The organism is Solwaraspora sp. WMMD1047, from assembly GCF_029626155.1.
Taxonomy (GTDB): domain Bacteria; phylum Actinomycetota; class Actinomycetes; order Mycobacteriales; family Micromonosporaceae; genus WMMD1047.
In genome coordinates, this window is record NZ_JARUBL010000001.1 from 7,524,654 (window position 1) to 7,550,935 (window position 26,282).

The window sequence follows — 26,282 nt, forward strand, 5'->3', positions numbered from 1 at the left end:
CACGACGGACGGGAGGGTACGTGGGCGCCATCCGGTTCCCCGTCGAGGCGGGCCACATCATGATGTTCGCGCGGTCGCTGGGCCACCCCGACCCGGCCGCCGGCGACTCCGCGGCCGGGCCGCGGATCGCACCGCCGACCTTCACCCGCGCGCTGAGTCACTTCGACCCCGAGGCGCCGCGACCGCGGCCGGGACAGCCGTGGCGGGGGTCCGGACGGGAACCCGCCGGGGCACCGGCGGCGGACGGGCCGCCCCGGCTGCACGCCGAACAGCACTACGAGTACCACCGGCCGGTCCGGGCCGGCGACGTGCTCTCCGCGGAGGTGGCACCCGGCCGGGACTGGCAGCGCCGCAACCGGGCCGGCGCCCTGATGACGTTCACCGAGACGATCACCCGGTTCCTCGACGCCGACGGCGAACCCGTCGTCACCGCCCGCACCGTCTCGGTGGTGATCGAGAAGTGATCACCGTCGGCAGCACGTACGAGGCCGTGGTCGTCGACGACCTCACCCGCACCCAGATCGTCCAGTACGCGGGCGCGTCGGGCGACTTCAACCCGCTGCACACCGACGAGGTGTTCGCGACCCAGGTCGCCGGGCAGCCGACGGTGATGGCACACGGCATGCTCACCATGGGGCTGACCGGCCGGGCGCTCACCGACTGGTTCGGCGACGACCGGCTGCTGGAGTTCGGCGCCCGGTTCGTCGGCCCGGTCTGGCCGGGCGACACGCTCACCGTGCGCGCCGAGGTGGACGAGGTGGAGCCCGGCCGGTGGTGCACGGTCAGCCTGTCGACCTCGGCCGCCGACGGGCGCGTGGTGCTGACCGGACGAGCCCGGGCGAGGCTGGCATGACCACCGCGGTGCTCGTCGACGTCGTCCGCACCCCGTCGGGCCGGGGCAAGCCGGGCGGTGCGCTGCACCCGGTGCACCCGGTCGACCTGCTGGCGACCGTGCTGGCCGCGCTGGTGGACCGCACCCGTCTCGACCCGGACCGGATCGACGACGTGATCACCGGATGTGTCGGGCAGTTCGGCGAGCAGTCCGGCAATGTCGCCCGGCAGGCCGTGCTGGCCGCCGGGTTCCCCGAGTCGGTGCCGGCGACCACAGTGGACCGCCAGTGCGGCTCCAGCCAACAGGCGCTGCACTTCGCCGCCCAGGGCGTGCTGGCCGGCGCGTACGACGTGGTGGTCGCGGCCGGGGTCGAGTCGATGAGTCGGATTCCGTTGGGCGCCGCCGCCGGCGGCCAGGACCCGTTCGGACCGCGGTTCCATGCCCGCTATCCCGACGGGCTGGTCAACCAGGGCATCTCGGCCGAGCTGATCGCCGACCGGTGGCAGCTGTCCCGCGCGGCGCTCGACGACTTCGCCGCCCGGTCCCACCAGCGGGCCGCCGCCGCCGCGGCGGCCGGGCTCTTCACCGACGAGCTGGTGCCGATCGACGGATGCGCGGCCGACGAGACGATCCGGCCCGACACGACCGCGGCGGCGCTCGCCGGGCTCCGGCCGGCCTTCCGCACCCCGGAGTCGGTTGCCCGCTTCCCCGACCTGGACTGGCGGATCACCGCCGGCAACTCGTCGCCGCTGACCGACGGCGCCTCGGCCGCGCTGGTGATGTCGGAACAGTTGGCCGACCGGCTCGGCCTGCGCCCCCGGGCCCGGTTCCACGCGTTCGCGGTGGCCGGCGCCGACCCGCTGCTGATGTTGACCGCGCCGATCCCCGCCACCCGCAAGGTGCTCGACCGGGCCGGGTTGGGCATCGACGACCTCGATGGCTACGAGGTGAACGAGGCGTTCGCGTCGGTGCCGCTGGCCTGGTCCCAGGAGCTGGGCGCCGACCCGGACCGGCTCAACCCGCGCGGCGGCGCGATCGCGCTGGGACACCCGCTCGGCGCCTCCGGGCTACGGCTGACCGCCGCGCTGCTGGGCCGGCTGGAGCAGATCGCCGGCCGGTACGGCCTGCTGACGATGTGCGAGGGCGGCGGCCTGGCGAACGCCACGATCATCGAGCGACTCTGACCCCGCGACCCGACCCGGCGGCCCCACCGCGACCCGACCCGGCGGCCCCACCGCGAACCGACCGCGCGGCACATCGCGGCCGCGATCACTCCCGAGCTGTTCCGAGGTCGGCCTGGATCACCGTCGGGTCGGCCAGCAGGGCGGCCAACTCCTGCTCGTCGTAGCCGACCTCGCGCAGCACCGCGGCGGTGTGCGCGCCGAGCACCGGGGCCGGAGCGGGCACCCTCGGCGGCAGGTCCGAGAAGGTGATCGGCGTACCCATCACCGCCACCTCGCCGTCGAACGGGTGCGCCGAGCGGGACAGCATCGCCCGCGCCCGCAACCCGTCGTCGGCCATCAGGTCGGCCACACTGCGTACCTCTCCGGCGGCCAGCCCCGCGCAGCGCAGCGCCTCGACCGTCGCCGCGACGCCGCGGCCGGCGGCCCACTCCGGCAGCGACTCGCCGCCGGTCACGGCCCGCGCGGCCCGCTCGTCGGCGGCGTCGTGCAGGGTCACCGCGACCGTGCCGTCGGTGCAGGTGAGCAGGCCCTGCCACAGCTCGTGGCGGTCGTCGTTGCCGGTCCGGGCCGGGCGCTCACCGTGCAGCAGGACCTGCGGCCACGCGGTCATGGTGGTCCAGACGGTGGTGTCGTACATGGACACGTCCAGGTGGCGGGAGACCGGCGGCCGGCCGGCCCGCCGGTCGAGGTCGCGGGCGGTGAGCGCCACCAGCGTCGCGAACGCACCGGAGACCCCGCCGAAGAAGTCCGACAGCGAGATCCCGGCCTTGGTGGGAATCCCCGCCGGGAAGCCGGTCATCGACATCAACCCCGAGGCGGCCTGTACGACCGTGTCGTACGCGCGCAGCCGCCGCCCGTCGGCGGTCTGGCCGAATCCGCTCACCGAGGTCCAGATCAGTCCGGGATTGGCCGCACCGAGGTCGGCGAACGTCACCCCCCAGGACGCCAGGGTGCCGGGGGCGAGGTTCTCCACCACCACGTCCGATCGACTGATGATGCGGCGGGTGATCTGGACGCCCGGCCCCCGCGCGAGGTCGACGCAGACGCTGCGCTTGTCGGCGTTGTTGAGGTGGAACACCGCCGAGGTGGTGCCCACCACGGGCGGCACCCGCCGCCCGATCTCGCCCTTCGCCGGCTCGATCTTCACCACGTCCGCGCCGAGGTTGGCGAGGATGCGTCCCCCGACCGGGCCGGCCGCGGCCACCCCGATCTCCACGATGCGCAGCCCTTCCAGCGGACGTCCACCGTCCCCGGTCGCGACCGGGGGCGGCGGCGCCGACCCGGCCTCGCCGGCGATCGTCGCGGCGATCCGGACCAGTGGGCCGGTGTCGAGCGTGCCGTCGGCGTCCCGCCGCAGGAAGCCGCGCATGACGTGCGCCGGGTCGGCGAGCACCTCGTCGACGGTGGGAATGTCGCCGCAGGGCACCCCCCGTGCGCTCAGCTCGGCCAGGATCTCGGCGACGGTCCGGGTCCGCGTCCAGGCCGTCACCAGCGCGTCGAGTTCGTCGGCCCGGGGCCGGCGGTTCTGCTGGCCGTGATAGTCGGGGTTGCCGGCCAGGTCGGGGTGCCCCATCACGGTGGCCAGCTGGTCCCACTGCCGGTCGGTGATCAGGCAGATGACGACGAACCCGTCCGACGCCGGGTACAGGTTCCACGGGCTGGACGCGAGGTGCCGGTTACCCAGGGTCGGCGGCAGCCGGTGCCGGCCGGCGTACTCGGCGACGAAGTTGTTGAGCGAGGAGACCAGGGCGTCGGTGAGCGACACCGTGATCCGGCGGCCACGGCCGGTCCGGCCCCGGTGCGCCAGCCCGGCGAGGCAGCCCAGGCCGAGGTAGAGGGCACCCAGATGGTCACCGACCCGGACACCCACCCGGGTCGGCGGCTCCCCCGGCTGACCGGTCGTGCTCACCATCCCGCCCACCGCCTGCAACACGAAGTCGCTGGCCCGGGTGGTGGAGCCGTCGCCGAACGGGTCCACCACGCCGTACACGGCAAGCGGGTTGAGCTCGGCGACGGCGTCGTGGTCGACGCCGCGCGGCGGGGCCAGCACGATGTCGGCCGCGGCGACGGCGTCCCGCGCCCGCGGGTCGTCGAGTCCGGCGGACAGCAGCTCTTTCCCGCGCGTCAGCATCGCGTCGAGATACCGCTCCTCACGCTGCGGCGCGGTGCCCGCGTCCTCGCCCGGCGGCGGTTCGACCGCTCCGATCCGGGTCACGGCGGCGCCGAGGTCGGCGAAGAGCTTGCCCGCCAACGACATCGACCGGCTCGGCGCGACCGCCAGCTCGACCACCCGCAGTCCGGAGAGAAGGCTCGCCGCCGTCACGGCTCACCGCCCTTCGAACGCCGGGGCCTTGCGGTCCCGTACCGCGTTGGACCCGGTGACGTAGTCGGCCGTGGCCAACGTGGTCACCACCGAGTCGCGTAGCTCGACGAGGGTCTCCGGCAGCGAACAGGACAACCCGTTGACGACCGCCTGTTTGGTCAGGGCGAGCGCGATCGGCGGCTTCGAGGCGAGGGTACGGGCGAGCTCCTCCACGGCGGCGGGGAACTCCTCGTCCGGCACCACCCGGTTCACCAGCCCCATCGACAGTGCCCGGTCGGCCGGGATCCGCTCCTCCAGGAAGAACAGCTCGAACGCGCGGGCCAGCCCCACCAGGCGGGGCAGGAACCAGGCCGACCCGTCACCCGGCACCAGGCCCACCCCCATCGCCGCCTCCTTGAAGAACGCCGATTCCGCCGCGATGCGCAGGTCGCAGGCGAGACTCAACTCGAAGCCGGCGCCGGCGGCCACCCCGTTGATCGCGCCCAGCACCGGCTTCGGCAGCCGGTGCAGGGCCAGCAGGAGGTTCTGTGCCATCTGCACCTGGGCGAAGCCGAGCGAGTCCCGCTGGCCGCTCGCGCGCTCCTCGTGGATCCGCTTGGTGTCGGCACCCGCGCAGAACGCCCGCCCGGTGCCGGTGAGCACGAGCACCCGCAGATCCGGGTCCCGGCGCACCACGTCGACCGCGCGCATCGCGCTGTCGAGCAGGTCGGGGCTGAAGGAATTCATCCGGTCCGGCCGGTTGAACGCGATCGTGGCGACCGGCCCGTGGATGTCGAACGTGATGTCGGGGTAGTCCATGCCGGGATTCTTCGCCGCCGCGAACCGGCCGGGACAGCGATCGTTCCGGCCTACGGACAGCTTTCCTGACGGCACCGGGCAGGGCGTGTTTGCCTGACGGTACGACCGGTGCAACGCGGTGCCGGCAGGGACTTTCAAGGGGCTGGGATGGCTGAGTTCGAGGACGTGACCTACGAGGGCCGCGACGGCGTCGGCTGGATCACGATCAACCGTCCACAGGTGCTGAACGCGCTCCGGCGCCAGACCTACGCGGACCTGCGGGACGCGTTCCGGATCGCCACGGGTGATCCGTCGATCGGGGTGATGGTGCTGACCGGCGCGGGCGACAAGGCGTTCTGCTCCGGCGGTGACGTCAAGACGCAGGCGTCCCGGACGGTGCACGAGGGGCGCGAGCAACTGCGGATCGTGATGGAGATGGGCGCGGTGATGCGCAACAGCGGCAAGCCGACGATCGCCGCCGTGAACGGGTGGTGCATCGGCGCCGGGAACGAGCTGAACATCATGTGCGACCTGACCGTCGCCTCCGACCGGGCGAAGTTCGGCCAGGTCGGCCCGAAGGTCGGCAGCGTACCGATCTTCGGCGCGCTGCAGGTGCTGCCGCGCATCGTCGGCGAGAAGAAGGCCCGCGAGATCGTCTTCATGTGCCAGCAGTACACGGCCGAGGAGGCGGTCACCATGGGGCTGGCCAACAAGGCCGTCCCGCACGACGAGCTCTACGCGGAGGTGGACCGCTGGTGCCAGGTCCTGCTCGACAAGAGTCCGCGCAGCCTCCGGATCGCGAAGATCTTCATGAACCACGGCTCGGACGCGGAGTACAACACCTACATCGCCGGCAGCGAGATGCTGGCCATGACGTACGGCGACGAGGAGAACCTGGAGGGCGTCAACGCGTTCCTGGAGAAGCGTCCGCCGGACTACCGGAAGTTCCGGCGGGCCTGAGGTGGCCGACGTTTTCGTCGGGGGCCGGGCGGTCCCCACCGGTGGCGGAGAGCCGATCGAGGTACGGAATCCGGCGAACGGCCGGATCGTGGACGCGGTGCCGGACGGCGGAGCCGACCTCGTCGACCGGGCGGTCGCCGCCGCCGGCGCGGCGTTCGCGGCCTGGCGGCGGGTGCCGGGCGCCCGCCGCGGCGACCTCCTGTACGAGGCCGCGAACGCGGTCGAGGCGCAGATCCCCGAGCTGGCTCCGCTGCTCACCGCCGAACACGGCAAACCGCTGCACGAGTCCACGATGGAGCTGGCGCGGTTCGTGAAGAGTTTGAAGCACTACGCCGGGCTCGGGCGCAACCTGCCGGGCAGGTCGGTGGCGGACCTGGACGAGGAGAGCACCGGTATCGTGCTCACCCGCCCGCTCGGCGTCGTCGGCATCCTCGTCCGGTGGAACTACCCGGTCACGCTGCTCGGCAAGAAGCTCGGGCCGGCGCTGGTCACCGGCAACACGGTGGTCGCCAAGCCCGACGAGTCGACCCCGCTGACGACCCTGCGGATCGCCCAGCTGATGCACGCGGCCGGCCTGCCGGACGGGGTGTTCAACGTCGTCACCGGCTTCGGCGAGAGCACCGGCGCCGCCCTGGTCGACCACCCCGACGTCGCGAAGATCGCGTTCACCGGTTCCAATCCCAACGGCGAGCGGGTGATGGCCGCCGCGGCCGGCCGGCTGGCCCGGGTCACCGCCGAGCTGGGCGGCTCCGATCCGCTCATCGTCGACGCCGACGCCGACATCGCGGCGGCGGTCAGCGCGGCGAGCTGGGGCCGGTTCTTCAACTGCGGCCAGGCGTGCCTGGCGGTCAAGCGGGTCTACGCCCACGAGTCCGTCTACGACGAGGTGGTGGCCCGGCTGGTCGAGAAGACCCGCAAGCTGGTCGTCGGACCCGGCGACCGGCCCGGGGTCACGGTCGGGCCGATGCACGGCGAGCGGGTCCGTGCCCGCCTCCTCGACCAGCTCGCCGGCACCCTCGCCGGTGGCGCGCGGGTGGTGGCCGGCGGCGAGGTGCCCACCGGCGAGCCGTTCGACGCCGGCTGGTTCATGCAGCCCACCATCGTGGTCGACGCCGGCCACGACGCGCCGGTCGCCACCGAGGACACCTTCGGGCCGGTGCTGCCGGTCTGGCCGGTCGCCGATCTCGACGAGGCGATCGCACTGGCGAACGCCTCCCGGTACGGCATCGCCAGCTCGGTCTGGACCCGGGACCTCAACGCCGCCCTGCACGCGGCCCGCAGTCTGCACAGCGGCTACGTCTGGGTGAACAGCCGGACCCGGGTCTACGACGAGCTGCCGTTCGGCGGGGTCAAGCAGAGCGGCTACGGCAAGGACCACGGCCCGGAGGCGCTCGACTTCTACCAGGACGTCACGTCCGTGGTGCTGTCACCCGGCTGAACACGTCCCGGTCCAGGTCGGCCTCCTCCAGATGCCACAACGCGTCGAGCAGGTCGGCGCAGCGGTCGACCCCGAGCACCGGCTCGACCAGGGATCGGAACTTGGCCGCCAGCCGCTCGTCGCTCATCCGGTTGCCCGGCGTACCCAGGGCTTCCCGGACCTCGCGGGTGTGTTCCCGGCCGTCGGCGGTCCGCACGGTCAGCACCCCGCCGAAGCTGGTCCACCGGCGCTGCTCGACCTCGGGGTGCACGTACAGCTCGATCCGCCCGGCGAGCGCGGCGAGTTCGGGGTCGTGCAGCTCCGCCGGGCCGACCGCCCTTAGCCGGTCGGCCCCGTGCCGGGCCGCGACGGCGAGCGCGAACCGCATGCTGAACTGCGCGCCGAGGGCGTCGTCGGGCACCACGATGGTGCCGACCGCCTCCACGGTCACCGAGCTGACCCCGACCCGCATGCCGGCGATGTCGGCGAAGCCGAAGCCCTGCTCGGCCATCAGCTCCTCCAGCGCCTGCAGCGGGGCGTGGATGCGGTACTCGGCGAAGTAGCCCTTCGGGCCGGCCCCGTCGATCATGAAGCTGGCGCCGAGGTCGGAGACGAGCCGGTCGACGTGGGCACGGTCCGCGAAGGCTTCCAGGAAACCCCGACGCCCTTCGAGTACGGCCAGCGGCCCGGTGAGTCCGTGCTGGGCGAAGTACGCGGACCGCACCCCGGCCACCGCGCCGATCGCCGTGTGGATCCGCTTCACCGAGCCACCCGACTCGGTGTACTCCATCTGCCCGCCGCTGTGACTGCCCGCGATCGCCAACGCGTGTCGGGTCTGCTCGGCCGTCAGCCCGAGCATCCGGGCGACACCGGCGGCCGACCCGAACGGCCCGGCCGATACCGGGGTGTGGTGGTGCCGCTGCATCAGCAGCGGAAAGCCGGCCCAGGCCACCCGGAGCAGGACCTCGTAGCCGACGACGGTCGCGGTCACCACGTCGGCGCCCCGGGTCACCCCGGCCGCCTGGGCGGTGGCGAGCACGGCCGGCACCACCACGGCGCCGGGATGGACCCGGACGCCGGGGTGGGCGTCGTCGATCTCGTTCGCCGCGCCGAACGCGCTGTTGACGAACGCCGCGTCGTCGGGCCGCAGCCGGTCACCGTCGGCCAGCACGGTCGACGGCCCGACACTGCCCAACGCCAGGGTCGTCGCCCGGACCTGCCGCGACCAGGGCAGGTGGGCGGAGCCGAGCTGGCAGCCGAGCTGGTCGAGGATCAGGCCGCGGGCGTGCGCCCGGGTCGCCTCGGGGATGTCGGTGTCGCGTACCGCGTGGGCGAACTCGGCGAGGGTCTTCGTCTCGTGCATCAGGTGGTCTCCGGGTCAGGTCGCCCGGCGGCCGCCGTGGGCGAACCCGGGTCCGGTCGGGACGAACATGGTGGCCAGCTTGCGTCGGTGATGGGCCCGGATGCTTATCGACCAGTCGGTGTGTGAGGCGCGCTGCCAGACGGCGGTCTGCCGCACACTCGGACAGTCCAGGTAGTACACCGCCAGGTAGGCGCGCACGTCCGCCGAGGCGTTGGTCGCCCGGTAGCGGCGGGCACTGCGCACCCCCGGCACGCGGGACAGGTTGGCCACGTGATCGTTGGTGTACCAGTCGTTGAACTCGTCCTCGGCGGCCGGCTCGACGTCCATCCGGACGAGGTAGAGAAACGGGGCGTCGGTCACCGGGGCGGCGCCGACGTCGATCTCCGCCACCAGATAACGCTCGACCGGCGTACCGATCGGTGCCACCGCGTCGGACGGGTCGAGCCGCAGGGTGGTGTGGGTCTGGTCGACGGCCGCCCAACCACCCGGCGCCGACCCGCACGCGGCCTCCCACTCGGCGCAGACCAGCTCCGGCGCGGCGGCGACCTCGATGACCGCTACCACCGGCTCACCCGGCCCGCAGCATGCCACCGTTGACGCTTATCACCTGGCCGGTCACGAACCTCGCGTCCGGGCTGGCGAAGTATCCGATCGCGCTCGCCACCTCGTCGGGGTCGGCGAACCGGCGCATCGGGTGCATCTTCAGTCGCTTCTGGATGCCGTCCTCGGAGATCATCGACCGCATCTGGTTGGTCTCGGTGCTGCCCGGGCAGACCACGTTGACGGTGATCCCGTAGCGGGCCATCTCGACCGAGAGCGACTTCGCGAAGCCGATCAGCGCGGCCTTGGCGCCCGCGTAGACGGCCTGCCCCGGTACGCCCGCCCGGGCCGCGTCCGAGCTGACGTAGACCACCCGGCCGGTCCCGGCCGCCACCATCTCGGGCAGCAGCGCCCGGGTGATGTCGAGGCTGGCGACGAAGTTCAGGTCGATCACCCGGTGCTGCTCCTCGGGCGTCATGTCGAGGAACCTCTTGTCGGGGGTGCCGCCCTGGTTCGCCACCACCACCGCCGGCGCCCCGAGGTCGGTGCCGATCCGGGCCGCCACCTCGGCGATGGCCGCGCGGTCGGTGACATCGCAGGCGAGGCCGAGCGCGCCGGGCAGCTCCGCGGCCGCCTTCCCGGCCAGGTCGGCGTCGATGTCCAGCACCGCCACCCGGCACCCGCTCGCCGCCAGCCGCCGGCAGGTCGCCAGACCGATGCCCGAACCGCCGCCGGTCACCACCGCTACCCGCTCCATGACCCCACCTCACTCCGTTTGATCGACTGCCACTGCGTCGGATCGACTGTCACTGCGTCGGATCGACTGCCTACTGAGTAACACCCGGCCCGGGCCCGGGCACGCGTCCGTTCTGCGCACCGGAACCACGGGGTCCGGGCCCGATCCGGTGGCGGTAGGACTGGAAACCATGCGAAGAGTGGCGGTGTTCGGTGCCGGCCTCGCCGGCCTGACCGCGGCGGTCACCGCCGCCGAGGCGGGCGCGGAGGTCACCGTCTTCGAGAAGTCGGCGGTGGTCGGTGGCGCGTTGCTGCTCTCCGGCGGGCTGATCTGGAGCGTCGCCGACCTCGACGCGGCGCAGGCCGCCGCGCCGGAGGGCAACCCGCTGCTGCAGCAGCTCGTCGTCGAGCGGCTGGCCGCCGACCGGTCCTGGCTCGCCGGGTTGGGGGTTCGATTCACCACCCCGGCGGCGAGCCCGGAGCTGGCCCACGGCGGCTGGAGCGCGGTCACCGGCGAGCCGGGCATCGAGGGCCTCGGGCAGCAGGTCGAACCTTCCCAGGCGGTCGACGCCCTCCGGCGCCGGCTGGACGAGCTGGGCGGCACCCTCCGCCTGGAGTGCGGGCTCGACTCGCTGCGTACCGCGAAGGGTCGAGTGGTCGGCGCCCGGGTCGCCACCGCCGCCGGTGAGCTGTTCGACCTGGACGCCGACGTGGTGGTCCTGGCCACCGGCGGTTTCCAGGGCAACCCCGAACTGCTCGACCGCTACGTGGCGCCGGCCGCCCACCTCTACCTGCGTACCCACGGCTGGAGCACCGGGGACGGCCTGCTGGCGGCGACGGCGGCCGGGGCGGCCGTCTCCGGCGGCATGGACACCTTCTACGGCCATGCCATGATCGCTCCGCCCGGCCGGTTCCGCCCCCGGGACTTCGGCGAGGTCACCCAGGGGTACGGGCAGGGCGCGGTGGCGCTCGATCTGACCGGTCGCCGGTTCACCGACGAGTCGGCGGGCACCGGCGAGGAGCAGCTCTGCCAGCGGCTGGCGCGCCGCCCGGAGGGTCGCGGCTTCTACCTGCTCGACCAGGGCATCGCGGGGCTGGCCCGCACCCCGGGCAAGGCGGTCACCGGGGTGGTGCTGGACCGGGCCCGGTCGTACGGCGGATCCGTCCTGGTCGCCGACTCGATCGCCGCGCTCACCGACGCGCTCGCGGCGGTCGGCGTGCCGGCGGCGGCGACCCGGCAGACCCTCGCCGAGTACGACCGGCTCTGCGCGGGCCAGCCCGCCGCGCCCGGCAGCCCGGGGCGGTCCCGGTTCCGCTTCCCGCTGCGGCAACCACCGTTCTACGCGGTGGCGGTCAAGGCCTCGATCACGATGACGCTGGGCGGCCTGCTCGTCGACGACGAGCTCCGGGTGCTGCGCCGGGCGGCGTCCAGCTCGCCGATCGCCCAGTCGGTGACCGAGCTCGCCGACATCCGGCAGGTGCCGATCGGCGGGCTCCTCGCGGCCGGCGCCGATGTCGGTGACATCAGCCGCGGCGGCTATCTCGGCGGGCTGGCGACCGCGTTGACCACGGGACGGGTGGCCGGTCTCGGCTGCGCGGGCTGAACCGACCCGGGACGCCCGCCTACCCGCGCCCCGGCCGACCGTGCCGATGGACGGACCACGGCTCTGCCCTGGCCAGCCGGCTCGTCGCAGAGTGGGGAGATGGACCGGCCAGTGGATGAGGAATCGTGGGTGACCGCCTGCAGCGTGGACGAGCTGCCCCCCGGCGAGGTGATACAGGTACCGACCACGCCGCCGATCGCGGTCTACAACGTCGACGGCAGCTTCTACGCGACCGACGACACCTGCACCCACGAGGTGTCGTCGCTCGCCGACGGATATGTCGACGGCGACGTCATCGAGTGCGCCTATCACTTCGCGAAGTTCTGCATCCGCACCGGCTCGGTGCTCTCCTTCCCGGCGACGGTACCGCTGGGCACCTACCGAACCCGGACTGTCGACGACACCGTGCAGGTCGATGTCGCCAGCCGGTCGACCTGAACCGGTTGGGAGACCTTGCCGTGCTGACCGCCCTCGAACCACCCCGCCGTTCGGCCGACACCTCGACGAGCGTCGGCAAGGCACTCTCCATGCTCGATGCCTTTCTCGGCTCCTCCACCACCTCGCTCGGGGTCAGCGAGATCGCCCGGCGGGCCTGCGTGGCGAAATCGACCGCCCACCGGCTGCTGATCGTGCTGGAGTCGCACGGCCTGGTGCGGCGGATCGGTGACCGCTGGCTGCCCGGTACCCAGCTGTTCCGGATCGGCAACGCGGTCTCGATCTGCCGGCCGCACCGGCTCCGCGACCAGGCGCTGCCCCACATGCAGCACCTGTACGTGGAGACCCACGCGATGGTGAATCTCGCCGTGCTGCACCAGGCGCAGGTGCTCTACGTGGAGAAGCTCGCCTCCCGCGAGACCATCGACAGCCCGGCCACGGTCGGCGGCTGCCTACCGATCCACAGCACCGCGCTCGGCAAGGCGATGCTCGCGCACTCCGGCCCCGACCTGTTCGACTCCGTGGTGGCCGGCGGCCTACGGGCCCGCACCACCCGGACGATCACCTCCGGCGCCGTGCTCGCCGGCGAGTTGGCTCAGATCAGGCGGGTCGGCTTCGCGCTGGACCAGCAGGAGACGAAGGTCGGACTGGTCTGCGCGGCGGTGCCGATCCTGCGTGAGCGACGCGTGGTCGGGGCGATCTCGCTCTCGCTCGACGTGCGCCGAGGGCTACCGCAGCAGCACGTGCCCCGGCTGCGCCGGGTCGCCGAGGCGATCGCCGGCTCCCTGCTGGTCGACGACTGAGCCGAAACCGGCGCGACTGAGCCGAAACCGGCCCGCACGAGCCGGAAACCGACGCGCACGAGCCGGAAACCGACGCGCACGAGCCGGGAACCGGCGTCGGCGCAGCCGGCGGCAACGAACGAGCGGGGGCGGTCACCGGATCAGGAGGGCGTCCACCGCCTGGGGGCCGTCCGGCGTGAGCACCACCGGATTGATCTCGACGGTGGCGTAGTCCCGCAGTTCCCCGTCGACGAAGTGCCGGGCCAGCTCGGCCACGAGCGGCACCAGTTCGGCGGTCCGGTCCGCGCCGATCGCCCGGCCCAGGCCGCAGCTTCCGATCAGATCGGCGATTGCCGCCTCGGCGTCCGGGAAGGGACTCGGCAGGGCCAGCGTCGCCAGCGGGGGCACCAGCTCCACCGCCCAGCCCCCGACCCCGATCGTCACCGCCGGGCCGGCCGTCGGGTCCCGGACCAGCCCGACCAGCACCTCGGGCCCGCGCACCATCCGCTGTACCAGGAACCGGACCGGGCCGGCGACCCCGGCGGCGGTCAGATCCGCCCGCATCCGCTCACAGGCCGCCGTCACCTCCGCCGGCGTGGTCAGGTCCAGCCGTACCCCGCCCACCCGGCCCTTGTGCGCCAGCCCGGCCACCGCGGCCTTCACCGCGACCGGTCCGCGCAGGCCGGCCGCGTACCCGCCGGCGTCGCCCGGGTCGTCGACGACCACACCGGACACCAGCGGCAGCCCCAGCCCGGCCAGCACCTCACGCGCCTCCGCCTCGGCCACCACCCCATCGGCCGCCACCGGCCCACCGGCCGCCACCGGCCCACCGGCCGCCACCGGCCCACCGGCCGCCACCGGCCCACCGGCCGCCACCGGCTCATCGGCCGCCGCCGGCTCATCGGCCGCCGCCGGCCCAGCCGGGTCGGGCTCGGCCGGCCCGGTCAAGTCGGTCGAGCCGGCTGCGCGGGTCGCCGGGAAGATCTTGCCGGCCGCGGCCATCGCGGCCACCAGGCTCGGCCCGACCACCAGCGGTGCGCCGCCGGCCAACTCCGCCACCCATCGGGTCGGCTGCTCGCCGTAGACGCTTGCGGTGAGCGTCGGCCGGCCGTGCCGGGTGGACGCCGCCGCCAACCCGGTCAGTCCGTCGCGGAACCAGTGCCGGTCGGCGGAATCGTCCGGCCACGGCAGCGCGTACGGTTCGAGCACCGCGCCCACCGCCGGGTCGGTGTAGATCAGCTCGCGGACCCGCTCCTTGCGGCGGGCGTCGGCGCCGGTCAGGTCCAGCGGGTTGCCGATGAAGACGCCCGGCGGCAGCACCTCCCGCAGCGCCGCCGCGGTGGCGGGCGCCAGGTCGGCCAGCGCCACCCCGTGCCGGGCGGCGAGGTCCGCCGCGTAGCCGGCCGCGCCGCCGCTGCCGGTCAGCACGAACACCCCGTCTCCCGCGCCGGTACGGGTGGTCAGCAGCCGAACCAGCACGGTCAGCTCTTCGATCGAGTCGGCCGGTACCACCCCGAGCCGGTCCAGCCAGGCGGCGGCCAGCCGGTCGGTGCCGACCACCGCGCCGGTGTGCGACCGGGCGACGGCGGCCGACCGGGCCGACCGGGCCAGCCGCAGCGCGACGACGGACTTCCCGCCGGCCCGGCAGTGGGCCACCGCCGCGGCGAACCGGTCCGGGTCGGCAATCGCCTCCAGCACCAGCACCAGCACGCTGGCCCCGTCGTCGGCGGCGAACTCCTCGACGGCCTCGGTGAGCCCGAAGGCGGCCCCGTTGCCGATCGAGTACGCCCGGGAGAGGCCGACCCCGCCGGCCGCCACGGCACCGAGCACGCCCGACAGCAACGCCCCCGACTGGCTGGCGACCGAGACCGGCCCGATCCCCAGCCCGGCCGGCAACGGCTCGGCGACGAGCACCAACCGGTCGCCGAAGTGCCCGTAGCCCACGCAGTTGGGGCCGATCAGCCGTACGCCGGCCGCCCGGCAGCGGGCCGCGATGCGCGCCTCCCGGGCCGTCGCGTCCGGGTCGCCGGTTTCCCGGAACCCGTTCGACACCAGCACGATCGTCGGGGTGCCCAGCGCGCAGAGCTGGTCGACGGCGGCCTCCGCCCGGTCGGGCCGCAGCAGGCAGACTGCCGCCGCCGGCACCCCCGGCAGCTCGTCGATCCCGCCGAGGGCGGGCAGCCCGTGCACCGCCGGCTGGCGCGGGTTGACCGGCCAGACCGGCCCGGGGTGGCCGTGGTCGGCCAGGTTGCGGATCAACCAGTAGGTCCACGGCATGGTTTCCGAGGCGCCGACCAGCGCGATTCCCGCGTCGGCACCCATCAGAAGAAGATCGACAGGTTCTTGGCCAGCAGGGTGGCCTGGTCGAGCAGGATCGTGCGGCGGGCGATTTCGAAGCCGTACGCGTTCGCCGCCCGCCGGACCAGGTCGGTGCGGCGGCCGACGAACATGTCCATCTCCCGCTCCAGGCGGGTCCGGTAGATGAAGAAGCCGCAGTCCAGCTCGTACGTGCCGTCCACCTCGGTGGACCGGACCCGCACGTTGGAGACCAGGTGCCGGGTCCGCGACGGCGGGTCCTCGGCCCAGGCCATCCCGGTACGCAGCCGGCGTACCCGTTGTTCCAGATGTTCGTAGGTCTCGTCGAGGTAGGCCGCGTCCTGCAGCCCGCCGGTCTCCAGGTGCCGCTGCCGGTGCAGTCGGTTGGTGCGGGTCGGCATCCAGTAGTGGATGTCCGGCGCGATCAGGGTGAGCCACTCGTCGAACTGCCAGGTGTCGAGCAGGTCGGCCTCGTCGAAGAGGAACTGCTCGATCTCGTAGTGGGTGTGCGGGTCGACGTTGCTGCGGCTGGAGACCCGGGGGGCGGCGGTCATGCCTCCGCCCTCCCGGCCGCGCGGTGTGCCTCGTCGAGTTCGGCGAGCTTCTCCCAGCTGTAGCCGGAGACCAGCTCGGACCATCGCTTGTAGAAGGTCCGGGCCGCCTCCTCGGCGAACACGTAGGCGCTGCGGCCCGGGAAGCCGTTGGTGTCGAAGCTGCTGTGTCCGAGACCCATCTGCACGTTCAGCGGGTGTTGCCGGGCCCGCCAGCCGCGCAGCACCTTCTGGATCTCGTTCCAGTTCTCGCCGTCGTCCTGCTCGAACAGGCCGCCCGGGGAGAAGGTACGCAGGATCTCGACCCGGCGTTCGTCCTTCACCTTCTCCGGCGCCGACTTCTGCACCAGGCCCCAGGCCCAGACCTCGATCTGGTTCGGTCCGCGCGGATGCCAGACCCGGAAGGTTCCGTTGGAGAGGTAGGCCAGGCTCGGGAAGATCGTGGCGTGGCCGGGCATGTAGAGCGCGCGGGCCTCGCCGAGCCGGTCGACGATGCCCGGCAGCACCTGCTCCTCCCACTCCTGCACCACCGGGCCGACCCGCTTGGGCTGCACCGAGGTGCGGAAGCCGGTGCCGTGCCCCTGCGGGGCGGTGAACTGGTAGCCGGCCTTCTTCCGGTTCTCCACCAGTTCGGTGAGGCTCAGTCCTTCCCCGGGGGCGACGTAGGCCATGTAGGCCGACGCGTGGCTGATCTCCGCGTGGTAGGAGTCGGAGGCGAACTGCTCGGCCGCGAACTTCCAGTTGCAGTCGATGAGCCACTTGTGGGTGCCGCCGATGACCTCCGCGCCGTCCTCCCACCGGTCGCAGAACGCGTCGAAGTACCAGGCCATGTCACCCAGGTAGGTCTCGAAGTCGGGCGCGTTCTCGTCCCAGGTGCCGAAGATGAAGCCCTTGTAGTTGGCGAGCCGCACCTTCGCCGGTCCCCACTGGGACTTGTCGATCTCGTTGAAGTAGGCGTCCTCCTCGTGCGGCACCGAGACCAGGTCACCGGCGGTGTTGTACGACCAGCCGTGGTAGGTGCAGGTGAAGACCTTGGTGTTGCCGAGGTCGGCCCGGCAGATCCGCATGCTGCGGTGCCGGCACTGGTTCAGGAAGGCGCGCACCGAGCCGTCCCGCTGCCGGACCACGAGCACCGGGTCCTCGCCCATGTAGGTCTGGATGAAGTCGCCGGCCTTGGGCAGCATCGCCTCATGAGCCAGGAACAACCAGCACCGCCCGAAGACGTACTGCAGTTCGGCCTCGTAGATGTCCTGGTCCTGGTAGATGACCGGGCTGATGACTCCGCGTTCCACGTCCACAAGGGACGTGGCGTCCACCTTGCTCACCGCTCACCATCTCCTTGCTCGTCGGCTGGCACCCACCGGCCGTCGACCAGCCGGTAGTAGCGCTGTTCGTAGAACTCGATGCCGTCGCGGCCCTGCGATCGCGGCGCCCGTGGGAAGGTCGGCCGGTCCGGGATCGCCCGCTGCGCCGCCCAGTGCGCGTCGTAGGTCTCCTGGTCCGACCAGAGCTCCAGCAGGGCGAACTCGTTCGGCTCCTCGATGCTGCGGAAGACCTGGTACTGCAGCGCACCCGGCTCGGCTCGGCATTCCCCGGACCGCTGCCGCCAGTAGGCGAGGTACTCGTCGACCGCCTCGGGCTCGATCGTGACGTTGCTGACCACTCGGACCGCCATGTCGTCCCCTACTCCGCCCGGTGCGCGCGGTAGTCGATGGAAAAGTCGTTGATCGGGCCGACCACCGGCCGGCCGGCCCGGGGGAAGCTCGCCTCGATGACCCAGCCGCCGAGCATCTCCCGGCTGTCGAGGTAGTAGAAGCGGCCCGACCCGCCGCGCATCTCGGAGCCCATCACCAGCGGCACGTTCACCGACTCCAGCCACTCGATGGTCTCGGCCCAGCGGTCCTCGCCGCTCGGGAACGCGATCAGGAGGTGGTGGATCCCCTCGCCGACCACGTCGAGGTAGTCGTCCCGGTAGTGGCTGGGTCCGTAGGTCGGCTGAATCACCTCGAAGCCGAAGCCCTGGAAGTCGAACGCGCGACCGGTCAGGTACTCGTGGTCGACGGGCCGGCCCCGGTAGAACGGCGTCTCCAGCCGGCCGTGCTCCCGCCGCCAGTTGATGAAGTTCCACCGGTCCACGTCGAAGACCGAGGCGTGCCGCGCCACCGTGCCCAGCACGTCGCGTACCACCACCCCGATGTGGTGCAGGCGCGGTATGTCGAGCGCGGTCATCGCGCCGGGTCGGCTGTAGGTCTGGCTGACGTCGCAGTGCCGGTCCGGCCCGGGCGCCGGGGCGTCGGCGCGCAGCGGCGCCTGGTAGTGGACCAGGTATCCGAGCAGCGCGGTGGTGTCGAAGGTGACGCACTCCCAGGCCCCGTCGCGGACGTAACGCTGGGCGACCGGCGCCGACCGCTCCGCGAAGAAGGCGGCCACCCGCGCCAGCTCGGCCGGGGTGTCGACGGCGAAGTTGAGCTGCATGATGCCGGTCCGGTGCCGGGCCCGGAACAGTTGCGGCAGGCTGAGCCCGGAGGTCGGCTGCACGAGCTCGAAGGTGACCTGACCGGACGGGCAGCTGCCGACGGCCGACCGCCACGACGCCGTACTGGGCATGCCCTGCACGGTGAGTTCCCCGATGCGCGAGTCGTCCTCGAACAGGTCCCACTGGTCCACGCCGAGGATCAGCCCGTAGTTGGTCATCGACTCCTCGATGTCGTCGACCACCACGGTGAGCCGCTCCAGCCGGGCCGGACGCAGCCGGTTGTCGAGGTTGGCCATGGCCTCATCATGGGTGCGGCCAGCCGGGCGTCTCCACATCGCGGTCAGCACGGTGGAACACCGTCCGCCGGTCGGCGCCCGGGCCACGCGAGGCTCTCCGACATGCCGAACATCGCAGACCTCAGCCTGACGAGTACCGATTTCGACCACGGCGGGCGGCTCGCCGACCGCAATGCGTCCGACCGGGACAACATCGCGCCGCGGCTCGCCGTCAGCGGCGCGCCGGCCGGCACGGTGGAGCTGGCCCTCATCTGCCACGACCCCGACGCGCCGCTGCCCGGCGGCTGGACGCACTGGACCCTCTACGGCATCCCGAGCGACGGCGGCGACCTCGGCGAGGACCCGGACAGCCGCTTCCGGCCCGGCCCGAACAGTTGGGGCGACCACCGCTACGGCGGTCCCCGACCGCCCGCCGGTCACGGCGCGCACCACTACTACTTCTGGGTGTACGCGCTGAGCCGGCCGGTCGACGGCACGCCGACCCGGGACGAGTTCCTCGCCGGGTACGCGGACGCGATCCTCGAACAGAACCGGCTCGTCGGCGTCTACGAGCGCTGAGGTGTGGCTCAAGCAGCCGCGCTGGGACGACGAGGCTGACATCGTCGTCGTCGGGTTCGGCGGGGCCGGCGCGGTGGCCGCGATGACCGCGCACGACGCCGGCCGCGAGGTGCTGATCCTGGAGAAGCAGCAGGCGGACCACCGGTTCCCGAGCACCCTGATGTCCGGTGGCAGCATCGTCTGCCCGTCCGACCCGGACGCGGCGTACGCGCACCTGACGCACCTGGCCGGCGACCAGACCGGCGCGGCGGTGCTGCGGGCCTGGGCGGACCGGTGCGCCGAGAACGTCGACTGGGTGGCCGCGCACGGCGGCACCACCCACCTGTTCAGCCCGGTCGGCGAGCACCACTCGGTGCCGGGCTACGAGGCGATCCAGAGCTACCGGTTCGGCACCGACCCGGCCAGCTCACCGCGCGGTTACGGACTGTTCCGGTGGTTGCAGGACCACGTCCGGCGGCGCGGGGTGCCGGTCTCGTACGGCACGGCGGCCCGGTGGTTGCTCACCGACACGGCCGGCGCGGTGATCGGGGTGCAGTGCCGGCGGGACGGCGCGACGGTGAACGTCCGGGCCCGGCGGGCCGTCATCCTGACCACCGGCGGCTTCGAGTTCCACGAAGGGCTCAAGCGCAACCATCTGCCGGTGACGCCCACCCATTTCTACGCCAGCCCGGACAACACCGGCGACGGGGTGGTGATGGCCCAGGAGGTGGGGGCGGCGCTGTGGCACATGAGCGCCTGCTCGGCGAAGGCGATCGCGAAGTTCGACGACTTCCCCACCGGGTTCCCGATCAACCCGTGGGGTTACGGCGACGGCATGACCCAGGAGCAGATCCTGTACGGGTCCGGCAAGCGCGGCGCGTCCTGCGGCACCATGCAGGTCGACCGGTTCGGCCGCCGGTTCACCAACGAGGTCTGGAAGCAGCACACCCACTACTACGAGCTGACCGGGTACGACAGTCACCGGGGCGTATATCCACGGGTCCCGACGTACTGGATCTTCGACTCGGCCCGGATGCGGCGCGGGCAGCTGGTGAGCCGGGAGACCGGCGCGGCCGGGCCGCTGCGGCTCTATCCGTGGAGCGAGGACAACCAGGCGGAGCTGGCGCGGGGCTGGATCACCCGGGCGGAGACGATCGAAGGGCTGGCCGACCGGCTGGCGATGGAGCCGGCCGTCCTCCGCGGCACCCTGGCCGAATACAACGCGGCCTGCGAGACGGGTCGCGACCCGTTCGGCCGGCCGGCGGACACCCTGGTCGGCCTGGAGCCGCCGTTCTTCGCGGTGCGGCTCTGGCCGGGCGGCCCCAACACGCAGGGTGGGCCGGAACGCGACGCGCGGGCCCGGGTGATGCGGGTGACCGGAGAGCCGGTGCCCCGGCTGTACGCGGCCGGCGAGCTGGGCTCGGTCTACGGGACGTTCTATCCGATCGGCGGCGCGAACCTGGCCGAGTGCATCGCGTTCGGGCGGATCGCCGGGGAGAACGCGAGTGCCGAGGCGCCCTACTCGCCGCGCTGACCGGTCACCACGAGGACGTCGAGCGCCTCGGCGCCGTCGGGGGTGACCACGATGGGGTTCAGTTCGATCTCACGTAGTGCGGCTCCGAGTCCGTCGGCGCACCGGCACAGTGCCAGTACCGCGTCGACCAGGGCGGCCACGTCGACCGGCGGGTGGCCCCGGCCGCCGGCCAGCAGCGCCGCGCCGCGCAGCTCGGCGACCATCGCCCGTACGTCGTCGGCGTCGACCGGCAGCGGACGGTGCACGACGTCGGCCAGCACCTCGACCCAGGTGCCGCCCAGACCGACGGTGAGCACCGGTCCGACCTGCGGATCGACCCGGACACCTGCCAACATCTCCACGCCGGGTGGGCGCATGGCGGTGACCAGCACCCCGTCGACGGTGGCGTCCGGCGCGGCCTCGGCCACCGCGGACCGGATCCGGTGGTAGGCGGTCGTCACCTCGGCCGTGGTCCGCAATCCCAGCCGGACGCCGCCCACGTCGGACTTGTGGGTGAGGTCGGCCGAGCAGACCTTCAGCGCGACCGGCAGGCCGATGTGTTCGGCGGCCGTCACGGCCTCGGCGGCGTCGCGGGCGAGGCGTCCCGGCGGGACCGGCACCCCGGCCGCGGCGACCAGGGCCCGACCGTCGTCCTCGTTCCAGGTGCCCTGGCGATCAACCCGGAGGTGGCCGTCCCGTACCCCGTCCGGGGTAGCGGCCGGACCGGCGGCGGCGCCGGCCGCGCGGTCACCACCGCGCCAGACGGCGGACCGCTCCCCGCCAGCGGACCGCTCCCCGCCCGCGGACCGCTCCCTGCCGGCGGACCGCTGCCGGGTGGCGTCGCGGATCAGCGCCGGCCAGCGTGCGGCGTGCCCGAGGGCGGTGACCGCCAGGTCCATCCCACCGGCGATGTGCAGCCCGTTGGTGGCCAGTTCGTCGCGTTGGAAGTCGTCAAGGGCGGTGTCGGTATAGGTCGCCAGCACCACCGGCACCGGGGCGCCGGCGACCAGGCGGCCCAGCGCCGCGAACCGGTGCCGGACCGAGTCGAGGTTGGCTGCGGTGCCGGTCGGCACCGACAGCACGGCGAGCACCGCGTCGACGTCCTCCTCGACCAGGGTCGCCATCGCCTCGTCGATGGCCCGGGTGTGCCGGGCCAGCCGCTGCGGCGACTCGTAACCGGTCACGTCGAGCGGGTTGGCCAGCGTCGCGAAGGGTGGCAGCCGGTCGCGCAGCGCCCCGGTGGCGCGGGGCGAGAGCGCCGGCAGGCTCAGCCCGACGTCGGCGGCCCGGTCGGCGACGATCTCGGCGGCGCCGCCGGAGGCGGTGACGGCGGCGATCCGGCGGCCGCGCGGGCGCTCCGGCAGGTGGGCGAGCAGCCCGGCCGTGGTGATCAGCTCCTCCAGCCCACGGGTCTCGACGACGCCGCAGCGCCGCAGCGCCGCGCTGGCCACCGCGCCGTCACCGGCCAGCGAGCCGGTGTGTGCCAACGCCGCCCGCTGGCCGGCCTCGGACCGCCCGACCTTCAACGCGACGACGGCCACCCCGGCGCGGGCGGCGCGGCCCACCGCGGCGTGCAGCCGCCGCGGGTCGGGCAGCTGTTCGAGGAAGAGCGCCACCGCCCGGGTGACCCCGTCGGCGGCCACCTGGTCGATCAGGTCGATGGTGTCGACCACCGCCTCGTTCCCGGTCGAGACCAGCAGGCTCAGCCCGACTCCGCGGTGGCGCAGGTAGCCGAGCATCCCGCCGCTGAGCGCACCGCTCTGGGTGATGACCGCGACCCGCCCCGCCGCCGGCGCCGACGCCTGGCCGCTGCCGAACGGGGCCACGCCGGCGTGCGGGTTGACGTAGCCCATCGAGTTGGGCCCCAGCAGGGCGATGCCGAGCGCGCGGGCCTGGTCGGCCAGCCGCCGCTGCGCGGCCCGGCCCTCGGCCCCTGACTCGGCGAATCCCGAGGCCAGCACGATGCCACCGCCGATGCCGGCCGCCGCCATCTCGGTCAGCACCTGACCGACCGCGCCGGCCCCGGTCAGCACGAAGGCCAGATCGACCTCGCCGGCCACGGCGCCGAGGGTGGCGACGGTCGGCAGGCCGAGCACCGCCGGTCGGCGCGGGTGCACCGCGTACACCGGCCCGGCGAAGCCGCTCGCCGCCAGGTTCGCGGTGATGTTGCGGGCCCACAGCGACTCGTCGCGGGCGCCGACCAGCGCGATGCCGCGCGGCGCCAACAGCCTGTCGAGACCGGCCATCAGGACGGTACGCGGACGAAGGTGTGCAGGTTGAAAGCCTCCTGCGGCTCCCAGTCCAGCACCACCCGGTCGCCGACCCGCAGCGCGTCGACGTCGGCGCAGGCCACCTCGGTGAGCACCCGGGGGCCGTCGTCGATGTCCACCCAGGCCACCACGTAGGGCACCCGGGCGGCGAAGAACGGGTGCGCGTGCCGGCGTACCACGGTGAACGTGTAGACGGTCCCGCCGACCGGGTCGGGCAGGGTCTCCCAGGTGAGTTCGAGGGCCCCGCAGTACGGGCAGTGCGCCCGCGGGTACCAGACGACCCGCCGGCAGTCCGGGCACCGGGGCACCCGGAACTCCCGGTGGCGGGTCCCCTCGTAGAACTCGCCGGCGTCGGGGCCGAGCCACTCCGGCATCGGCCGGCTGGGCGCCGCGCTTCCCTGCGCGCCCGTCGCCGCGTTCGCCTCGGCGCTCGCTGCCGCGTTCGGCTCGGCGCTCATCGGTGCGCTCCGAGGATGACCGTCGCGCTGGCGTGCCGGGTGCCGAGGGTGCCGCCGTTGCCGTGCGCGACCGCCAACTGCGCGCCCGGCACCTGCGCCGTCGAGCCGCCCCGCAGCTGCCGGACCGCCTCGATCAGCAGGAAGATGCCCCGCATTCCCGGGTGCGAGGAGGAGAGCCCGCCGCCGTCGGTGTTCAGCGCCGGCCCGCCGGGCTGGTCGAACCGCAACCGTCCGCCTGCCACGTAGGCACCGCCCTCTCCCTTGGCGCAGAATCCCAGGTCCTCAAGTGCCGCCAGCACGGTGATGGTGAACGAGTCGTAGATCATGGCGACGTCGATGTCGGCCGGGGAGACCCCGGCCGAGCCGAACGCGTCGGCACCGCTGCGCCGGGCCGCGGTGGTGGTGATGTCCGAGCCGGTGGCGACGAATCCGGTCGCCTCGCCGCCGCCCAGGATCCAGACCGGTGGCTGCCGGCAGTCGACCGCGACCTCCGGCGCCGCGATCACCACCGCGCCGGCACCGTCGGTCACCAGGCAGCAGTCGAGCACCCGCAACGGGTCGGCGACCGCCCGGGACGCCAACACCTTCTCGATGGTCAACTCACCGGTGTTGCGGATACCGAGATCGCCGAGGCCGCGTACGGCGTCGGGATTGCGGGTCGCGTGGTACCGGCTGGTGACCGCGATCTCGGCCAACTGGGCCGGCGTCGTGCCGTACTCGTGCAGGTGGCGGGTCGCCAGCATCGCGTAGTTCCCGGCGACCGGCAGCCCCCACGGGGTCTCCAGCTCGCTTATCACGTCGGGGTAGCCGACCTGCGGGGCCGAGGTGCCGATGGCCCGCCCGGCGCTGCGCGAGCGGGAGCCGTAGGTCAGCAGGGCGACCCGGGCCCGGCCGGCCGCGATGTCGCGGGTGGCGTGCAGGGCGTGCGACTCGTACGAGGCGCCGGCGAAGTTGGTGCCGTCGAACGCCCGCGCGGTGACGCCGAGGTACTCCGGGGTGCTCAGCAGGCTGAGTCGCCCGGTCTCGGGCACGTCGTAGATGGCGTCGACATCCGCGAGGGTGAGACCCGCGTCGGCGAGTGCCCCGAGGGCGCAGCTCGCCTTCATGCGCATCTCGGTGGTGCCGGGAGCGACCCGGTCGGGATACTCGTGGATGCCGACGACGGCGGCTGCGGCGGGCATGCTCACCTCCTCGGTTCAGGCATGGACCCGGCGGAGGAACGACTTCAGCCGGTCCGTGCGGGGGTCGTCCAACATCTGTTCCGTGGTACCGGATTCGACGACCACGCCGTTGTCCATGAACAGGCAGCGGTCGGCGACCTCCCGGGCGAAGTCGATCTCGTGGCTGACCACCATCATCGTCATCCCGCTGGTGGCCAGGTCGCGCATGACGCTCAGCACCTCGCCGACCAGTTCCGGGTCGAGCGCGCTGGTCGGCTCGTCGAAGAGCATCAGCTTCGGCTCCATGGCCAGCGCGCGGGCGATGGCCACCCGTTGCTGCTGACCGCCGGAGAGCTGGCGCGGATACCGGCCCCCCAGGTCGGCCAGCCCGACCCGGGCCAGCAGGTTCTGTGCCCGCTCGCTGGCGACCGCGGCCGACTCGCCCTTGACCTGGCGCGGGGCGAGCGTGATGTTCTTCTCCACGGTCAGGTGGTTGAAGAGGTGGAACTGCTGGAACACCATGCCCATCTGGGCCTGCTGCCTGGCTATCTCGGCGGCGGTGCGCTCCCGCAGCCGCCCCTTGCGGTCCCGCCGGTAGCCGAGCTGCTCGCCCTGGAAGAACATCGCCCCGGCGTCGATCTTTTCCAGCTGCTGGATGCACCGCACCAGAGTGGACTTCCCGGAGCCCGACGGCCCGAGCACCACCACCACCTCGCCGCGCCGGACCTGTACGTCGACGCCGTCGAGGGCGACGTACCGGCCGAACCGCTTGTGTACGCCGTGCACCCGCAGGATCGCCTCATCCGTCATAGCTCCGCGGCCTTCCTCGCCGGTGCGCCCTCCAGCGCCTCGCCCTGTTGCTTGGCCGTCCAGCCGGCCGTCGAACGTTCGAACCGGCGCTCGATGTAGCGCTGTCCGACGTCGAGTACCGAGATGAGCACGAAGTACCAGATGCAGGCCACCAGCAGCAGCGGCACCACCTGGAAGGTGCGGTCGTAGATGCGCGACACCTGGTAGAGCAGGTCCGACACGGCGACGGTGCTCACCAGGGCGGTGCCCTTGAGCATGCCGATCACCTGGTTGGTGGTGGGCGGCACGATGAACCGCATCGCCTGCGGCAGGATGATCAGCCGGAACGCCTTGCGGCCGTTGAGGCCGAGCGCCCGGGAGGCGTCCCGCTGGCCCGGGTCGACGGAGATCAGGCCGGCCCGGACCACCTCCGACATGTAGGCCCCCTCGTGCAGGGCGAGCCCGAGAATGGCCGCCGTGAACGGGGAGATCACGTCGTTGGAGCTGGTGTGCCCGAAGGACGGCCCGAACGGGATGCCGATCGACAGCTCGGGCACCAGGTAGGCCAGGTTGAACCAGAAGATCAGCTGGACCAGCAGCGGTACGCCGTAGAAGAAGCGGGTGAAGCCCCAGGCCGCCGAGGAGAGCAACCCGAACGACGACATCCGCATGGCGGCGATGGCGATGCCGATGGCGATGCCGAGCACCATGCAGATGGCGGTCAGCAGGACGGTGGTGCGTACCCCCTGCAGCACCAGCGGGTCGAAGAGGTACTCCCAGACCACCCCCCACTGGAAGCGTTCGTTGCGCACCAGGAAGGTGCCGAACTGCGCGAGCAGCACCACCATGAGGAGGGCGGCGACGATGCGCCCCGGGCGGATACGGCGGACCGCCCCCGTGACGTCGTCGGACGTCCCGGGGGCCAGGCCGCTGTCCACCTGTGTGGTTTGCGATGTCACGAGCC

General features: G+C 73.0%; 25 protein-coding genes. 10 read left to right on the forward strand and 15 right to left on the reverse strand.

The annotated features are described in order from the left end of the window. The first annotated feature begins 20 nt into the window (after positions 1 to 20). The 3 genes from O7627_RS34245 to O7627_RS34255 are packed head-to-tail and all read left to right on the forward strand — an operon-like array spanning position 21 to position 2,016. A complete protein-coding gene (locus O7627_RS34245) occupies positions 21 to 464 on the forward strand; it encodes a MaoC family dehydratase N-terminal domain-containing protein (protein WP_278097571.1) in 444 nt (147 codons plus the stop codon). Then, positions 461 to 853, forward strand: coding sequence for a MaoC/PaaZ C-terminal domain-containing protein (locus tag O7627_RS34250; RefSeq protein WP_278097572.1), 393 nt, complete (start codon positions 461 to 463; stop codon positions 851 to 853). Before O7627_RS34245 ends, O7627_RS34250 begins: the two co-directional genes overlap by 4 nt. Then, positions 850 to 2,016 (forward strand): thiolase family protein, encoded by a 1,167-nt coding sequence (locus O7627_RS34255; RefSeq protein WP_278097573.1) that lies wholly within the window; start codon positions 850 to 852, stop codon positions 2,014 to 2,016. Before O7627_RS34250 ends, O7627_RS34255 begins: the two co-directional genes overlap by 4 nt. A gap of 85 nt (positions 2,017 to 2,101) precedes the next feature. Here O7627_RS34255 and O7627_RS34260 read toward each other — a convergent pair whose 3' ends face one another. Together O7627_RS34260 and O7627_RS34265 are read right to left on the reverse strand one after the other, a co-directional pair. Beyond that, entirely contained in the window at positions 2,102 to 4,339 is a 2,238-nt protein-coding gene (locus tag O7627_RS34260; protein ID WP_278097574.1) for a CoA transferase, read from the reverse strand. 3 nt (positions 4,340 to 4,342) lie between these two features. Next, complete coding sequence (locus tag O7627_RS34265) at positions 4,343 to 5,137, reverse strand: enoyl-CoA hydratase-related protein (RefSeq protein WP_278097575.1); 795 nt, start codon at positions 5,135 to 5,137, stop codon at positions 4,343 to 4,345. A gap of 147 nt (positions 5,138 to 5,284) precedes the next feature. Here O7627_RS34265 and O7627_RS34270 point away from each other — a divergent pair, with 147 nt between their 5' ends. Continuing rightward, a complete protein-coding gene (locus tag O7627_RS34270; RefSeq protein ID WP_278097576.1) occupies positions 5,285 to 6,076 on the forward strand; it encodes an enoyl-CoA hydratase-related protein in 792 nt (263 codons plus the stop codon). A gap of 1 nt (position 6,077) precedes the next feature. Beyond that, positions 6,078 to 7,514, forward strand: a complete 1,437-nt coding sequence (locus O7627_RS34275) for an aldehyde dehydrogenase family protein (protein WP_278097577.1) — start codon at positions 6,078 to 6,080, stop codon at positions 7,512 to 7,514. On the opposite strand, the gene O7627_RS34280 is transcribed toward O7627_RS34275, so the two are convergent. From O7627_RS34280 to O7627_RS34290, 3 genes are read right to left on the reverse strand one after another with little or no spacing between them, the layout of a single operon-like run. Next, on the reverse strand, positions 7,486 to 8,856 hold the full coding sequence (locus O7627_RS34280; RefSeq protein WP_278097578.1) for an MmgE/PrpD family protein: 1,371 nt from the start codon (positions 8,854 to 8,856) through the stop codon (positions 7,486 to 7,488). The two genes, O7627_RS34275 and O7627_RS34280, sit on opposite strands and share 29 nt — an antisense overlap. 15 nt (positions 8,857 to 8,871) lie before the next feature. After that, positions 8,872 to 9,420, reverse strand: coding sequence for a DUF4286 family protein (locus O7627_RS34285; RefSeq protein WP_278097579.1), 549 nt, complete (start codon positions 9,418 to 9,420; stop codon positions 8,872 to 8,874). Between the two features lie 4 nt (positions 9,421 to 9,424). After that, a complete protein-coding gene (locus O7627_RS34290) occupies positions 9,425 to 10,153 on the reverse strand; it encodes an SDR family NAD(P)-dependent oxidoreductase (RefSeq protein ID WP_278097580.1) in 729 nt (242 codons plus the stop codon). Between the two features lie 169 nt (positions 10,154 to 10,322). On the opposite strand from O7627_RS34290, the gene O7627_RS34295 reads away from it, so the two are divergent. The 3 genes from O7627_RS34295 to O7627_RS34305 all read left to right on the forward strand — a co-directional run bounded on the left by O7627_RS34295 (position 10,323) and on the right by O7627_RS34305 (position 12,973). Beyond that, a complete protein-coding gene (locus O7627_RS34295; protein ID WP_278097581.1) occupies positions 10,323 to 11,735 on the forward strand; it encodes an FAD-dependent oxidoreductase in 1,413 nt (470 codons plus the stop codon). 99 nt (positions 11,736 to 11,834) lie between these two features. Further along, positions 11,835 to 12,173, forward strand: coding sequence for a bifunctional 3-phenylpropionate/cinnamic acid dioxygenase ferredoxin subunit (locus tag O7627_RS34300; protein ID WP_278097582.1), 339 nt, complete (start codon positions 11,835 to 11,837; stop codon positions 12,171 to 12,173). 20 nt (positions 12,174 to 12,193) lie between these two features. Then, positions 12,194 to 12,973 carry an IclR family transcriptional regulator gene (locus O7627_RS34305; RefSeq protein WP_278097583.1) on the forward strand — a complete coding sequence of 260 codons (780 nt, stop codon included), beginning with the start codon at positions 12,194 to 12,196 and terminating at the stop codon, positions 12,971 to 12,973. A gap of 132 nt (positions 12,974 to 13,105) precedes the next feature. On the opposite strand, the gene O7627_RS34310 is transcribed toward O7627_RS34305, so the two are convergent. Genes O7627_RS34310 through O7627_RS34330 form a run of 5 tightly spaced genes read right to left on the reverse strand, consistent with a single transcriptional unit; the run spans position 13,106 to position 18,591 of the window. Next, positions 13,106 to 15,274: an acetate--CoA ligase family protein gene (locus O7627_RS34310; RefSeq protein ID WP_278097584.1), complete on the reverse strand. Its 2,169-nt coding sequence runs from the start codon at positions 15,272 to 15,274 to the stop codon at positions 13,106 to 13,108. Beyond that, entirely contained in the window at positions 15,274 to 15,822 is a 549-nt protein-coding gene (locus tag O7627_RS34315) for a 3-phenylpropionate/cinnamic acid dioxygenase subunit beta (RefSeq protein ID WP_278097585.1), read from the reverse strand. Before O7627_RS34315 ends, O7627_RS34310 begins: the two co-directional genes overlap by 1 nt. Further along, positions 15,819 to 17,144 carry an aromatic ring-hydroxylating dioxygenase subunit alpha gene (locus O7627_RS34320; protein WP_278097586.1) on the reverse strand — a complete coding sequence of 442 codons (1,326 nt, stop codon included), beginning with the start codon at positions 17,142 to 17,144 and terminating at the stop codon, positions 15,819 to 15,821. Before O7627_RS34320 ends, O7627_RS34315 begins: the two co-directional genes overlap by 4 nt. After that, positions 17,141 to 17,494, reverse strand: a complete 354-nt coding sequence (locus O7627_RS34325; RefSeq protein ID WP_278097587.1) for an antibiotic biosynthesis monooxygenase family protein — start codon at positions 17,492 to 17,494, stop codon at positions 17,141 to 17,143. The genes O7627_RS34320 and O7627_RS34325 overlap by 4 nt, the downstream gene beginning before the upstream one ends. An 8-nt stretch (positions 17,495 to 17,502) precedes the next feature. Next, positions 17,503 to 18,591 (reverse strand): VOC family protein, encoded by a 1,089-nt coding sequence (locus O7627_RS34330; protein ID WP_278097588.1) that lies wholly within the window; start codon positions 18,589 to 18,591, stop codon positions 17,503 to 17,505. Between the two features lie 102 nt (positions 18,592 to 18,693). Between O7627_RS34330 and O7627_RS34335 the strand changes: the two genes are divergently transcribed. Together O7627_RS34335 and O7627_RS34340 are read left to right on the forward strand one after the other, a co-directional pair. Next, positions 18,694 to 19,149 (forward strand): YbhB/YbcL family Raf kinase inhibitor-like protein, encoded by a 456-nt coding sequence (locus O7627_RS34335; RefSeq protein WP_278097589.1) that lies wholly within the window; start codon positions 18,694 to 18,696, stop codon positions 19,147 to 19,149. A gap of 1 nt (position 19,150) precedes the next feature. Next, positions 19,151 to 20,662, forward strand: coding sequence for an FAD-binding protein (locus O7627_RS34340; RefSeq protein WP_278097590.1), 1,512 nt, complete (start codon positions 19,151 to 19,153; stop codon positions 20,660 to 20,662). Here O7627_RS34340 and O7627_RS34345 read toward each other — a convergent pair. From O7627_RS34345 to O7627_RS34365, 5 genes are read right to left on the reverse strand one after another with little or no spacing between them, the layout of a single operon-like run. Next, entirely contained in the window at positions 20,647 to 22,887 is a 2,241-nt protein-coding gene (locus O7627_RS34345) for an acetate--CoA ligase family protein (RefSeq protein WP_278097591.1), read from the reverse strand. The two genes, O7627_RS34340 and O7627_RS34345, sit on opposite strands and share 16 nt — an antisense overlap. Further along, a complete protein-coding gene (locus O7627_RS34350) occupies positions 22,887 to 23,369 on the reverse strand; it encodes an OB-fold domain-containing protein (RefSeq protein ID WP_278097592.1) in 483 nt (160 codons plus the stop codon). The genes O7627_RS34345 and O7627_RS34350 overlap by 1 nt, the downstream gene beginning before the upstream one ends. After that, positions 23,366 to 24,550, reverse strand: a complete 1,185-nt coding sequence (locus O7627_RS34355; RefSeq protein WP_278097593.1) for a thiolase — start codon at positions 24,548 to 24,550, stop codon at positions 23,366 to 23,368. Before O7627_RS34355 ends, O7627_RS34350 begins: the two co-directional genes overlap by 4 nt. A gap of 15 nt (positions 24,551 to 24,565) precedes the next feature. Next, the gene (locus O7627_RS34360; RefSeq protein ID WP_278097594.1) at positions 24,566 to 25,339 is read right to left on the reverse strand and encodes an amino acid ABC transporter ATP-binding protein; all 774 of its coding nucleotides are present in this window, start codon (positions 25,337 to 25,339) and stop codon (positions 24,566 to 24,568) included. Then, positions 25,336 to 26,277 (reverse strand): amino acid ABC transporter permease, encoded by a 942-nt coding sequence (locus O7627_RS34365; RefSeq protein WP_278097595.1) that lies wholly within the window; start codon positions 26,275 to 26,277, stop codon positions 25,336 to 25,338. The genes O7627_RS34360 and O7627_RS34365 overlap by 4 nt, the downstream gene beginning before the upstream one ends. Positions 26,278 to 26,282: the final 5 nt, after the last annotated feature.

Bases quoted from the DNA above. Each gene is read 5' to 3' on its own strand.
- O7627_RS34255 (WP_278097573.1), top strand. From the start codon at position 850: ATGACCACCGCGGTGCTCGTCGACGTCGTCCGCACCCCGTCGGGCCGG.
- O7627_RS34265 (WP_278097575.1), bottom strand. From the start codon at position 5,137: ATGGACTACCCCGACATCACGTTCGACATCCACGGGCCGGTCGCCACG.
- O7627_RS34270 (WP_278097576.1), top strand. From the start codon at position 5,285: ATGGCTGAGTTCGAGGACGTGACCTACGAGGGCCGCGACGGCGTCGGC.
- O7627_RS34280 (WP_278097578.1), bottom strand. From the start codon at position 8,856: ATGCACGAGACGAAGACCCTCGCCGAGTTCGCCCACGCGGTACGCGAC.
- O7627_RS34290 (WP_278097580.1), bottom strand. From the start codon at position 10,153: ATGGAGCGGGTAGCGGTGGTGACCGGCGGCGGTTCGGGCATCGGTCTG.
- O7627_RS34295 (WP_278097581.1), top strand. From the start codon at position 10,323: ATGCGAAGAGTGGCGGTGTTCGGTGCCGGCCTCGCCGGCCTGACCGCG.
- O7627_RS34300 (WP_278097582.1), top strand. From the start codon at position 11,835: ATGGACCGGCCAGTGGATGAGGAATCGTGGGTGACCGCCTGCAGCGTG.
- O7627_RS34310 (WP_278097584.1), bottom strand. From the start codon at position 15,274: ATGGGTGCCGACGCGGGAATCGCGCTGGTCGGCGCCTCGGAAACCATG.
- O7627_RS34315 (WP_278097585.1), bottom strand. From the start codon at position 15,822: ATGACCGCCGCCCCCCGGGTCTCCAGCCGCAGCAACGTCGACCCGCAC.
- O7627_RS34325 (WP_278097587.1), bottom strand. From the start codon at position 17,494: ATGGCGGTCCGAGTGGTCAGCAACGTCACGATCGAGCCCGAGGCGGTC.
- O7627_RS34330 (WP_278097588.1), bottom strand. From the start codon at position 18,591: ATGGCCAACCTCGACAACCGGCTGCGTCCGGCCCGGCTGGAGCGGCTC.
- O7627_RS34335 (WP_278097589.1), top strand. From the start codon at position 18,694: ATGCCGAACATCGCAGACCTCAGCCTGACGAGTACCGATTTCGACCAC.
- O7627_RS34345 (WP_278097591.1), bottom strand. From the start codon at position 22,887: ATGGCCGGTCTCGACAGGCTGTTGGCGCCGCGCGGCATCGCGCTGGTC.
- O7627_RS34350 (WP_278097592.1), bottom strand. From the start codon at position 23,369: ATGAGCGCCGAGCCGAACGCGGCAGCGAGCGCCGAGGCGAACGCGGCG.
- O7627_RS34355 (WP_278097593.1), bottom strand. From the start codon at position 24,550: ATGCCCGCCGCAGCCGCCGTCGTCGGCATCCACGAGTATCCCGACCGG.
- O7627_RS34360 (WP_278097594.1), bottom strand. From the start codon at position 25,339: ATGACGGATGAGGCGATCCTGCGGGTGCACGGCGTACACAAGCGGTTC.